Genomic DNA, 12271 nt, shown 5'->3' with positions numbered 1-12271 from the left:
CCCCCGCCTCCACCCCGATGAGAAACATCCTCCTGACCGGTTTCGAGCCCTTCGACGGACAAGCCCTCAACCCCTCGGAGGAGATCGCGCGCGAGATCAACGACGCGAAGATCGCGCGCCACCGCGTCGTCGGGGCGCTGCTGCCCTGCGTGTTCGGCACCGCGATCAAGGAGCTGAAGCACCTGATCAAGCTGCACGACCCCGATCTCGTCATCTGCCTCGGCCAGGCCGGCGGCCGCGCCGAGATCACGCCCGAGCGCGTGGCGATCAACATCGACGACGCGCGCATCCCCGACAACGCGGGGCAACAGCCGGTGGACAAGCCGATCGTGAAGGACGGCCCGGTGGCGTATTTCAGCACGCTGCCGATCAAGGCGATCGTGCAGGAGTTGCGGAAGCACGACATCCCGGCGGCGGTCTCGCAGACGGCGGGGACGTTCGTCTGCAATCACGTCTTCTACGGCCTGATGCACGAGCTCTCGACCCACCGCGCGGACGTGCGCGGCGGGTTCATCCACGTGCCCTTCGTGCCGGAGCAGACGACGGACAAGCCGAGCCTGCCGTTCGAGAAAATGACCGAGGCCGTGCGCCTCGCCATCGCGACCTGCGTCGACTACCGCCGCGACATCAAGAGCGCGGGCGGGCAGGTGAGCTGACCGCGGAGGACGGAGGACCGAAGGCGGAGGACCGCGGTCCAGGTGCGCGCCGGCGATCAGGCGCTCGCGGACGGCGCGGCGAACTCCATCGCGACGATGCAGACGTCGTCGGCCAGCGCGCCGGTGCCGCCGGTGAAATCGCGGACGGTGCGCAGCAGTTGCGTGCAGGTGCCGCTGAACTTGGCCGACGCGCACTGGCCGAGCAGGAAGCAGAGACGGTCCTCGCCGAAGCAGGCTCCGCTGGGATTGGTGGCCTCGATCAGGCCGTCGGTGAAGGCGAAGAGGCGGTCGCCCGGGCCGAAGGCGGTGCGGCCCGAGGTGTAGGCGAAGCGGGCGAGGAGGCCGGCGGCCGGCTCGGGATCGGGCAGGGCGAGGCGTTCGATTTCGCTGCCGTGGCGGATCAGGATCGGCGGCGGATGGCCGGCGTTGGCGTAGTGCAGCGTGCGCGTCTCGAGGTCGACGAGAGCGAAGAACGCGGAGGCGAACATCGGTTGGCCCGACTGCTCGGCGATGGGGCAGAGCGCCTCGTTGAGCTCGTTCATCACCAGGGCGGGGTCGGCGGCGCGCGGCCCCATTTCCTGGAACACGCCGCGGATCATCGCGGTGAGCAGGCCGGCGCGCACGCCGTGGCCCATGACGTCGCAGATGAGCAGGCCGCAGCGCGTGTCGGAGAGCTGGAGCAGGTCGAAGAAGTCGCCGCCGAGCGTGGTGGCGGGCACGTAGCAGTGGGTGAAGCGCAGCGCGCTGGCCTCCGGCGCGGCGCCGCGGGGGAAGACGGGGTAGGGGCGGGAGAGGAGGATTTCCTGGAGCTGGCGCGCCATGAGGACGTCGGCCTCCATCTCCTCGGTGCGGCGGGCCAGCTCCTGCTCGGCCAGCTTGCGCTGGGTGATGTCGTGGCTGATGCCGACGAGGCCGGCGACCTCGCCGCGAAGGTCGCGGAGCGGCACCTTGGTGGTGAGGGACCAGCGCGTGGTGCCGTCGTCGAGGACGGCGGACTTCTCGTCGTTGAGGATGGGCTCGCCGGTGGCCATGACCGCGCGGTCGTCGGCCATGGCGGTTTCCGCGCGCTCGCCGGGCTTGAGCTCGCGCAGGGTGTGGCCGAGGACCTGTTCCTGCGCCGTGGCACCGAGGCCGGCGAGGTGGGCGCGGTTGTTGAGGAGGTAGCGCGACTCGAGGTCCTTGACGTAGATGCGGCTCGGGAGGTGGTCGATGATCGTGCGGAGGAGATTGCGTTCCTCGGTGAGCTTTTCCTCGGCCAGCTTCGTCTCGGTGATGTCGCGGGTCATGCCGAAGGTGCCGATGATGCGTCCGGTGCTGTCGCGCCAGGGCAGCTTGGTCGTCGAGACCCACTCGGTCTTCCCGTCGCGCAGCGTGATGTGTTCCTCCTTGCCGACGATGGCGCGGCCGGTGCGGATGATCTCGAGCTCGTCGGCGCGGGCCTGTTCGGCGTGCTCGCGCGAGAAGAAGTCGAAGTCGGACTTGCCCACGCACTGGTCGGGGGAGGCCATGCCGAGGAGGCGGGCCTGGGCGATGTTGTTGCGGACGAAGCGGCTCTCGAGGTCCTTGAAATAGATGCGGTCCGGCGTCGCGTCCATCAGCATGCGGACGATGGACGAGTCGAGGGACTCCGGCGGGGCGGGAGGCGAGGGAGGGACGCCGCTCATGGGGAAGACGACGATGGGTGACGCGGGCGCACGGCGCAACAGGGGACCGCAGCCGTGACACGGGCGTTCCCGGAAAATGCGGCGCCCCGTGCCGGCGGGCGCGGGGCGCGAGACGAGGCGGACCGCCCGCGTCGGGGGACGCGGGCGTGGCTCAGTTGTTGAAGCGGAAGAGCGCGACGTCGCCGTCCTGGAAGACGTATTCCTTGCCCTCGAGGCGGTATTTGCCGGCGTCGCGCGCGGCGGCGGTGGAGCCGAGGCGGACGAGGTCCTCGTAGCTGACGACTTCGGCTTTGATGAAGCCCTTCTCGAAATCGGTGTGGATGACGCCCGCGGCCTGCGGGGCTTTCCAGCCCTTCTTGATCGTCCAGCAGCGGACCTCCTTCTCGCCGGCGGTGAAGTAGGTCATCAGGCCGAGCAGGTCGTAGGTGCCCTTGATGAGCGCGGAGACGCCGGAGTCGTCGACGCCGAGATCCTTGAGGAAGGCTTTCGCCTCCTCGGGCGGGAGGTCGATGAGCTCGGCCTCGATCTTGGCGCTGATCGGCACGTAGGCGGCGTCGTGGTGTGTGCGGACGTAGTCGGCGACTTTCTGCACGAACTTGTTCTGCTCGGCGGTGGCGAGGTCGGACTCGGCGACGTTGCACGCGAAGAGGACGGGCTTGGCCGTGAGCAGCTGGAAGAGCTTCATCATGGCCTTCTCGTCGTCGGTCGCCTCGAGGACGTTGGCGGTCTTGCCGGCGTTGAGGTGGGGCTCGAGTTTCTGCAGCAGCGCCATCTCGGCGATGGCCTCCTTGTCGCCGGACTTGGCTTTCTTCTGGGTCTTGTCGATGCGCTTGGTGACGGCGTCGAGGTCGGCGAGGACGAGCTCGGTGGTGATCACCTCGATGTCGCGGACGGGATCGACGCCGCCCATGGTGTGGACGACGTCGCTGTCTTCGAAGCAGCGGACGACCTGCACGATGGCGTCGACTTCGCGGATGTTGGCGAGGAACTGGTTGCCGAGGCCCTCGCCCTTGGAGGCGCCGGCGACGAGGCCGGCGATGTCGACGAATTCGATCGCCGCGGGCACGACGACGTTGGTCTTGGCGATGGCTTTGAGGACGTAGGCTCGGTCGTCGGGCACGATGACGACGCCGACATTCGGGTCGATGGTGCAGAACGGATAATTGGCCGCCTCGGCCTTGCGGGAGCGGGTGAGGGCGTTGAAGAGGGTGGACTTGCCCACGTTGGGCAGACCGACGATGCCGGCTTTGAGCATAAAATTGGGTCGTTAAGGGGTCGAAATCAGCTTCACCAATGGGGGCTTGACAAGGCCAAACCGTTTCCGACTCTTTTGGACCTTTTCCAAATCAACCACCGCTGTCCGCACAGCATCTCAGCACTAACAATGGCACTCACGATCCGTCTTTCCCGCTTCGGCACCAAGAACGAGCCGCATTACCGCGTCGCCGTTTCCGAAGCCCGTTCGCGCCGCGATGGCGACGCGGTCGAATATCTCGGCAGCTACAACCCGAACGCCAAGGGCAACCCGCTGACGATCAAGCTCGACCGCTTCGACTACTGGGTCTCCAAGGGCGCCAAGCCGTCCGACACCGTGCGCTCGCTCGTGAAGCGCTCGAAGAAGGCTGCGGTCGCGAAGGCCTGAGCCTCGCGCCTAGTCTCTGCTTCCTGAGCCTCGGTGCGAACCGGGGCTTTTTCATTCCCGCGCGATGCGCATCGACGTTCTCACGCTTTTCCCCGCCATGCTCGACGGCTTCCTGTCCGAGAGCATGATCGGTCGCGCGCGCGAGGCGAAGCTGCTCGAGGTCAACGTCCGCAACACCCGCGACTGGGCGACCGACAAGCACAAGACCACCGACGATCGCCCCTTCGGCGGCGGGGCGGGCATGGTGATGAAATGCGAGCCGATCTTCGCCGCCATCGAGGAACTGCAGACGCCGGGCTGCCGCCGCATCTACCTGACGCCCGACGGCGTGCCCTTCACCTCGGCCAAGGCCGAGCAGCTCGCGAAGGAGCAACACCTTATCTTCCTCAGCGGCCACTACGAGGGCGTGGACCAGCGGATCCGCGACACGATCATCGACGAGGAGATCAGCATCGGCGATTACGTGCTCACCAACGGCACGCTCGCGGCCGCTGTCGTCATCGACGCGCTCGCGCGTTTCATCCCCGGCGTGCTCGGTGAAGAAAAGTCATTGACCAGCGAAAGTTTCACCCGCAACTTGCTCGACTTTCCCAATTACACGCGTCCCGCCGTTTACCGCGGCATGTCCGTGCCGGAAGTCCTCCTCGAGGGCCATCACGGCAAAATCGAGAAGTGGCGGCACGCGCAGCAGTTGGAAAAGACCGCCAAAGTCCGACCCGATTTACTAAAGAAACAGCAGCCATGAATCCCATCGTCAAAGAACTCTCCGCCGCCCAGGTGAAGCACGCTACGGCCCCCTTCAAGGTCGGTGACGGCGTCCGCGTCCACACCAAGGTCCGCGAAGGTGACAAGGAGCGCGTCCAGATTTTCGCCGGCGTCGTCATCGCCCACAAGGGCACCGGCATCAACGAGACGTTCACGGTCCGCCGCATCAGCTACGGCGAGGGCGTCGAGCGCGTGTTCCCGGTCAACTCGCCGAACATCGAGAAGATCGAGGTCGAGCGCGACTCCGAGCCGGGCAAGGCCCGCCTCTACTACCTCCGCGACCGCACCGGCAAGGCCGCCATGGCGGTTAAGGAAAAGCGCGTCGAAGAGACCGCGAAGTCCTGATCGCTCCTCCAGTTTCTCTCTCCGAAAGCGAGCCGTGTATGGCTCGCTTTCTTCTTTTAGCACAAAAAAGGATTTTGCACGGCGCGCGCGCGGCGTGTTCGCTCGGCGCTCACCCCTTTGCCTTTCATGAAGCTGAACACCGAAATCCTCGCTCAAGCTTGCGCGCAGGCCCGCGGCCTCGCCATCGACGCTGTCCACAAGAGCTCGTCCGGCCACCTCGGCCTGCCGCTCGGCGCCGCCGAGATCGGCGCCGTCCTCTACGGCCACGCGCTGGTGCACAACCCCGACGAACCGCGCTGGCTCAACCGCGACCGCTTCGTCCTCTCCGCCGGCCACGGTTCGATGTTCCTCTACTCGTGGCTGCATCTCAGCGGCTACGACCTCCCGCTCGACGAGGTGAAGAACTTCCGCGTCCTCCACAGCAAGACGCCCGGCCACCCCGAGTTCCACGAGACGCCCGGCGTCGAGTGCACCACCGGCCCGCTCGGCCAGGGCATCGGCAACGCCGTCGGCTTCGCCCTCTCCGGCAAGATGGCTGAGGCGCGCTTCAACACCGCCGAGCACGTCATCTTCGATCACCACGTCATCGTCCTCGCCGGCGACGGCTGCATGCAGGAAGGCGTCGCGATGGAGGCCGCCGCCTTCGCCGGCCACCAGGGCCTCGACAACCTGATCCTCATCTACGACGCCAACGACGTCACGCTCGACGCCATGGCCGACAAGACCCAGAGCGAGAACACCGCCGCGCGCTTCAAGGCCATCGGCTGGGACGTCCAGACGCTCGCCGACGGCCACGATCTCGCCGCCATCCTCAAGGCCGTCACCAAGGCCAAGAAAGCCAAGACCGGCCGCCCGCAGCTCATCATCGCGAAGACGATCATCGGCAAGGGCATCCCGGAAGTGCAGGGCACCTCGAAGGGCCACGGCGAGGGTGGGGCGAAGTTCGCCGACGCCGCCCGCAAGGGCCTCGGCCTCCCCGAGGAACATTTCTACGTCAGCGCGCCCGTCCGCGAGTATTTCGCCGCCCACAAGGCCCGCCTGAAGCGCGCCTACAACAAGTGGAAGAAGACCTACGCCGCCTGGGCCGCCGCCAATCCCGAGAAGGCCGCGCTGCTCGAGTCGCGCGACGCCCGTATCAGCGCCGCCCACCTCATCGAGAAGGTCATCCCGCACTTCCCCGCCGACGCCAAACTCGCCACCCGCGCCGCGGGCAAGGACGTGCTCCAGCCCGTCGCCGCCGCGCTGCCGCTGCTCATCTCTGGCTCGGCCGACCTCCACGGCTCGACGCTCAACTACATCGCCGCCGACAAGGACTTCGACCGCACCAACCGCGCCGGCCGCAACCTCCGTTACGGCATCCGCGAGCACGGCATGGCCGCGATCAACAACGGCGTCGCCTACGACGGCATCTTCCGCACCTCGTGCGCGACGTTCCTCGTGTTCGCCGACTACTCGCGTCCCGCGATGCGCCTCGCGGCGCTCTCGAAGCTGCCCGTCGTCTACATCTACACTCACGACTCCATCGGCGTCGGCGAGGACGGCCCGACGCACCAGCCGGTCGAAACCGTCTCCGGCCTGCGCGTCATCCCGAACCTCGATGTCATCCGCCCCGCCGATCCCGAGGAGACTGCCGGCGCCTTCGCCGCCGCGCTCGAGCGGCATGACGGCCCGACGCTGCTCGCGCTCACCCGCCAGGCCGTGCCGATGCTCAACGACATCCCCGCCAGCGAGCGCCGTGCCGGCGTGCTGAAGGGTGGCTACGTCGCCGTCCAGGAAACCGCGCCGCTCACGCACATCCTGCTCTCGTGCGGCAGCGAGCTCCAGTGGGCCATCGCCGCGGCCAAGCAGCTCGGCGCCGGCACGCGCGTCGTGTCGATGCCGTCCTTCGCGCGTTTCGACGCCCAGTCGCAGGAATACCGCGATGCCATCCTCCCGCCGTCGTGCCGCAAGCGCGTCGCGATCGAGGCGGGCGTCACCGGCCTGTGGTCGAAATACGTCGGTCTCGACGGCAAGGTCGTCGGCATCGATCGCTTCGGTCTCAGCGCTCCGGGCAACATCGCCATGAAGGAACTCGGCATCACCGCCGAAGCCGTCGTGGCGGCCGCCAAGGCGCTTTAAGCCCCGGTTTTCCAGTCGCTTCCCCCTAAGCCCGCACGCGAGTGCGGGCTTTTTTGCGGCTTCCGCCCGGCAGGCTCCCGAGTGTCATATCGGGTTTTCCCCCGGCGAGTTAGCCGTTCGGCTAGATTTCAAGAAACTCCGCTTGCGAAATTCATTAGGAAGCTAACAGTCAGCTCCCTTACTTTCGCCATGCCTCACCTGATGCTCAAGGATCTACCGCGCTACGAATGCCTCCTAGAGGCGGCGCGCGAGTTTCCCGAGCTCGATCCGTCCGCGGCCGAGGCCTACCTGCATTTGCTCCGCACCGCGGACGATGTCTTCGCCCTGTCCGAGGGGCGTCTGGCGGCGCACGGCATCTCCCAGGGGCGCTTTGGCGTGCTGATGCTGCTGTGGCGCAGCTCGGAGCCGCGCACGGGCGACGTGCCGATCACGCAGCCGCCCTGTGGTCCGCGCACGCCGGCCGAGCTGGCCGAGGCCGCCGGCGTCACTCGCGCCACCATGACGGGGCTGATCGACACGCTTGAACGCGACGGTTACGTGGTTCGTGAGCCCGATCCCTCGGATCGTCGTATGTTGCTGGTGCGCCTGACGCGGAAAGCGGAGAACTTCCTCACCACGTTCCTGCCGGTCCACTTCCGCGGTGCGAGCGAGGTGATGGGCGCTCTCAGCGCGGACGAGCGCAAGACGCTCGTCCAGCTCCTGAGCAAGATCCAACGGCAGGTCTCGACGCTGCCCCCGCACGTTCCCACGCCCAAGTCCGCCTGAATTTCCCCACGAACCTAACCACGTCCTCCCATGTTCAAGAAGTTTGCCATCGCTCTCTCCGGCTTCGTCGCCGTCGTCCTGCTGCTGGGCGCCGTCAAGGTTGCTCAGATCAAGGAAATGTCCGCGCAGGATCACTCGCACCCGCCCGCCGCCGTCGCGACCGTCGAGGCGCAGGCCGTGCAGTGGCACCCCACGCTCAGCGCGATCGGCACGCTCGCGCCGGTCGAGGGCGTCACCATCAGCGCTGATGCCGATGGCACGATCGTCCGCATCGCGGCCGACAGCGGCACGGCCGTGAAGGCCGGCGACCTGCTCGTCGAACTCGACACCTCCGTCGAGGTCGCCCAGCTCAAGGCCGCCCAGGCGCGCGCCAATCTCGCCGCCATCAACCTCACCCGCGCCAAGGAACTCTGGAGCCAGCAGGCCACCTCGAAGTCCGAATACGACGCCGCCGAAGCCACTTCCCGCCAGGCCCAGGCCGACGTCGCCGCCCTCGAGGCCCAGATCGCCAAGAAGCACGTCCGCGCGCCGTTCGACGGCCGCGTCGGCATCCGTCTCGTCAACCTCGGCCAGTATATCTCCAAGGGCCGCGCGCTCCTGCCGCTGCAGAAGCTCGACCCGATTTACGCCAACTTCAACGTCCCGCAACGCCAGCTGCCCGACCTCGCCATCGGCCAGACCGTGCGGGTCAGCATCGACGCCTTCCCGCAGCCGTTCGAGGGCAAGATCAACGCGATCAACTCCGAGGTCGACGCCGCCACGCGCAACGTCTCCGTCCAGGCCACGCTGGCCAACCCGAACGAGCAGCTCCGCGCCGGCATGTTCGCCCGCGTCGAGGTGCAGCTGCCGCAGTCCCAGAACCTCGTCGTCGTTCCCGCCACCGCGATTTCCTACGCCTCCTACGGCAACTCCGTCTTCGTGGTTGAGAAGGTCAAGGGCCAGGACGGCAAGGAATTCCTCGGCGTGCGCCAGCAGTTCGTGCAGCTCGGCGCCACCCGCGGCGACCTCATCGCCGTCACCGGCATCAAGGCCGGCGACCAGATCGTTTCCACCGGCGTGTTCAAGCTGCGCAACGGCATGCCCGTCCAGGTGAACAACATCGCCCAGCCGACCCACGACGCGCACCCGAAGCCGGCCAACACCTGAGCCGCCCGCGCGCCTGTCGTCCGCCGCGCTCGCGCGGCCTCATCCACGCAAGCAACTCCCCCTCTTCATGCTCTCGAAAAGTTTCACTGACCTGTTCGTCCGCAAGCCCGTCATCGCGCTGGTGGTCAACATCGTCATCCTCGTCCTCGGCGTGGTGGCCTACTTCCAGCTGAACACCCGCCAATACCCGCGCAGCGACAGCGCGGTCGTCAACGTCACCACCGTCTACTTCGGCGCCAGCGCCGACACCGTCCGCGGCTACATCACCACCCAGCTCGAGCGCGTGATCGCGCAGGTCGACGGCATCAACTACATGGAGTCGCAGTCCACCGCGGGCCTCAGCACCATCAAGGTCTACCTGCGCCTGAACTACGACACCAACGCCGCCCTCGCGCAGATCAGCTCCAAGATCGAGCAGGTCCGCAACGAGCTGCCGCCCGAGTCCGAGTCGCCCACCATCAGCGTCGAGACCGCGGACAACCAGTTCGCGTCGATGTATCTGAGCTTCTACTCCGACTCGCTCGACCAGAACCAGATCACCGACTACCTCAGCCGCATGGTGCAGCCGCGCCTCTCCGCCGTGAAGGGCGTGCAGAAGGCCGACATCCTCGGCGGCCGCGTCTTCGCCATGCGCATCTGGCTCAAGCCCGATGAACTGGCCGCCCGCAACCTCAGCCCCGCCCAGGTCCGCACCGCCCTGGCCGCCAACAACGCCCTCGCCGCCGTTGGCTCGACCAAGGGCTCCATGCTCTCCGTCTCCCTCGTCGCCAACACCGACCTGAAGAGCGTCGAGGAGTTCAAGCGCCTCGTCGTCGCCGAGCAGAACGGCGCCATCGTCCGCCTCTCCGACGTCGCCGACGTCGTGCTCGGCGCCGAGAACTACGACTCCGAGGTCCGCTTCGGCGGCAAGACCGCCACCTTCATGGGCATCTGGGTCCTCCCCAACGAGAGCACCGTCGAGGTGATCAAGCGCGTCCGCGAGGCCATGCCCGAGATCGAGCGCGCGCTGCCCGCCGGCCTCAAGGCCTCCATCGCCTACGACGCCACCAAGTATATCGACGACGCCCTGAGCGAGATCCTCAAGACGCTCTCCGAGACGCTCGCGATCGTCGCCATCGTGATCTTCCTCTTCATGGGCTCCTTCCGCTCGGTGCTCATCCCGCTGGTGGCGATGCCGCTGTCGCTCATCGGCGCGCTGTTCCTGATGATGGCGCTGGGCTTCACCATCAACCTGCTCACCCTCCTCGCCATCGTGCTCGCGGTCGGTATCGTGGTCGACGACGCCATCGTCGTCGTCGAGAACATCGAGCGCCACATCCGCGAGGGCAAGACGCCCATCGAGGCCGCCATCCTCGGCGCCCGCGAGCTCGTCGGCCCCGTCATCTCGATGACGATCACGCTGGCTGCGGTCTACGCGCCGATCGGCTTCCAGGGCGGCCTCACCGGCGCGCTCTTCCGCGAGTTCGCCTTCACGCTCGCCGGCGCGGTCATGGTCTCGGGCTTCGTCGCCCTCACGCTGTCGCCGATGCTCAGCGCCTACCTCCTCCAAGGCCACGATGCCGAGGAGAAGGGCCTCACCGGCACCATCAACCACCTCTTCGACCGCTTGCGCAACCGCTACGAAAAGATCGTCGGCGCCAGCCTCGGCTGGGTGCCCGTGACGCTCACCGTCGCCGTGCTGCTCACCGCGCTGCTGCCCGTGTTCTTCATGTTCGCCCAGCGCGAACTGGCGCCGAAGGAGGACCAGGGCATCGTGTTCTCGATCCTCCTGCCGTCGCCGACCTCGACCATCGACCACAACGTGATCTTCGCCAAGGAGGTCCAGAAGATGTTCGAGAGCGTGCCGGAGTATTCGCAGTCGTTCCAGATCACCGGCAGCAATTTCGGCTTCGCCGGCATCCTGCTCAAGCCGTGGTCCGAGCGCAAACGCAGCTCCCTCGAGATCGAGCGGACGCTCCAGGCTCCCGCCGCGGCCATTCCGGGCATGAACGTGGTCATCACCACGCCCGACCCGCTGCCCTCCGGCGGCTCGCTGCCGATCGAGTTCGTCATCCGCTCGACCGCCGACCACCGCGAGATGCTCGAATACGCCAACCAGCTCGTCCTCTACGCCAACACCGAGGCCAACGAGCCGAACAAGGCGCCGACCTTCTACTTCGCCGACTCCGACCTCAAGTTCGACCTCCCGCAGGTCGAGATCGTGATCGACAAGGACAAGGTCGCCGCGATGGGCCTGAGCCTCTCCGACATCGCCCGCGACCTCGGCTCCATGCTCGGCGGCGGCTACGTCAACCGCTTCATCAACGACGGCCGCAGCTACCGCGTCATCCCGCAGGTCGAGCGCGGCCAGCGCCTCAACGCCGACCAGCTCCTCAACTACCACGTCCGCGGCCCCAACGGTCAGCTCATCCCGCTCTCCACCATCGCCACGCTCCAGGACACCGTGCAGCCGCGCGCGCTCAACCGCTTCCAGCAGCTCAACTCGGTCAAGATCACCGGCGTCGGCCCGAGCATCGACAACGCGCTCAAGAAACTCGAGGCCAAGGCCAAGGAGATCCTCCCGCCCGGCTACTCGATCGACTACGGCGGCCAGTCCCGCCAGCTGCGCACCGAGGGCGAGGCCCTGTGGAAGGCCGCCGTGCTCGCGCTCGTGCTGATCTTCCTCGTGCTCGCCGCGCAGTTCAACAGCTTCCGCGATCCGTTCATCATCCTGCTCGGCTCCGTGCCGCTGGCCTTCTTCGGCGCGATGATCCCGATCTTCCTCTGGAAGACCTCGCTCAACATCTATTCGCAGATCGGCCTCATCACGCTCGTCGGCCTGATCGCGAAGAACGGCATCCTCATCGTCGAGTTCGCGAACACGCTGCAGGAGGAGGGCGTCGCCAAGATCGAGGCCATCCGCCGCGCCGCCGCCACCCGCCTGCGGCCCGTGCTCATGACCTCCGCCGCGACCGTCTTCGGCCACCTGATGCTCATCTTCGTCAAGGGCCCGGGCGCCGCCTCGCGTAACTCCATCGGCTGGGTGCTCGTCGTTGGCATGGCGATCGGCACTGTCTTCACGCTCTTCGTCGTGCCTGCGTTCTACATGCTCATCGCCCGCGACCACGCCAAGGCTCGCGCCGCCGTCCCGGCGGCACCCGAGGCTGGCGTTGCGGTCCCGGCCAAGTAAA

10 protein-coding genes are annotated in these 12271 nt (G+C 67.1%); 8 read left to right on the top strand and 2 right to left on the bottom strand.

Going from position 1 to position 12271, the window contains the following annotated elements; genetic code table 11:
* Positions 1–17: 17 nt before the first annotated feature.
* On the top strand, positions 18–656 hold the full coding sequence (pcp, locus tag ACMYLB_RS16610) for a pyroglutamyl-peptidase I (protein WP_415908068.1): 639 nt from the start codon (positions 18–20) through the stop codon (positions 654–656).
* 56 nt (positions 657–712) lie between these two features.
* Here the strand turns inward: pcp and ACMYLB_RS16605 are convergent, their stop codons facing one another.
* Both ACMYLB_RS16605 and ychF read right to left on the bottom strand, forming a co-directional pair.
* Positions 713–2320: a SpoIIE family protein phosphatase gene (locus ACMYLB_RS16605; protein ID WP_415908066.1), complete on the bottom strand. Its 1608-nt coding sequence runs from the start codon at positions 2318–2320 to the stop codon at positions 713–715.
* Positions 2321–2471: 151 nt separating this feature from the next.
* Positions 2472–3575, bottom strand: coding sequence for a redox-regulated ATPase YchF (ychF, locus tag ACMYLB_RS16600; RefSeq protein ID WP_415908065.1), 1104 nt, complete (start codon positions 3573–3575; stop codon positions 2472–2474).
* A 129-nt stretch (positions 3576–3704) separates the two neighbouring features.
* Here ychF and rpsP point away from each other — a divergent pair, with 129 nt between their 5' ends.
* The 7 genes from rpsP (at position 3705) to ACMYLB_RS16565 (ending at position 12270) form a co-directional block, all read left to right on the top strand.
* Entirely contained in the window at positions 3705–3962 is a 258-nt protein-coding gene (gene rpsP, locus ACMYLB_RS16595) for a 30S ribosomal protein S16 (RefSeq protein WP_415908064.1), read from the top strand.
* A 64-nt stretch (positions 3963–4026) separates the two neighbouring features.
* Complete coding sequence (gene trmD / locus ACMYLB_RS16590; RefSeq protein ID WP_415908063.1) at positions 4027–4707, top strand: tRNA (guanosine(37)-N1)-methyltransferase TrmD; 681 nt, start codon at positions 4027–4029, stop codon at positions 4705–4707.
* On the top strand, positions 4704–5072 hold the full coding sequence (rplS, locus tag ACMYLB_RS16585; RefSeq protein WP_415908062.1) for a 50S ribosomal protein L19: 369 nt from the start codon (positions 4704–4706) through the stop codon (positions 5070–5072). The genes trmD and rplS overlap by 4 nt, the downstream gene beginning before the upstream one ends.
* A 126-nt stretch (positions 5073–5198) precedes the next feature.
* The gene (gene tkt / locus ACMYLB_RS16580; RefSeq protein ID WP_415908061.1) at positions 5199–7190 is read left to right on the top strand and encodes a transketolase; all 1992 of its coding nucleotides are present in this window, start codon (positions 5199–5201) and stop codon (positions 7188–7190) included.
* A 189-nt stretch (positions 7191–7379) separates the two neighbouring features.
* Positions 7380–7955, top strand: coding sequence for a MarR family winged helix-turn-helix transcriptional regulator (locus ACMYLB_RS16575; RefSeq protein WP_415908060.1), 576 nt, complete (start codon positions 7380–7382; stop codon positions 7953–7955).
* Positions 7956–7985: 30 nt separating this feature from the next.
* Complete coding sequence (locus tag ACMYLB_RS16570; RefSeq protein WP_415908059.1) at positions 7986–9101, top strand: efflux RND transporter periplasmic adaptor subunit; 1116 nt, start codon at positions 7986–7988, stop codon at positions 9099–9101.
* 67 nt (positions 9102–9168) lie between these two features.
* A complete protein-coding gene (locus ACMYLB_RS16565) occupies positions 9169–12270 on the top strand; it encodes an efflux RND transporter permease subunit (RefSeq protein WP_415908058.1) in 3102 nt (1033 codons plus the stop codon).
* Position 12271: the final 1 nt, after the last annotated feature.

It is taken from the genome of Oleiharenicola sp. Vm1 (assembly GCF_047777955.1).
GTDB lineage: Bacteria > Verrucomicrobiota > Verrucomicrobiia > Opitutales > Opitutaceae > Didemnitutus.
Note: the sequence above shows the minus strand (reverse complement) of the source record. Positions and strands in the feature narration are given on the sequence as shown.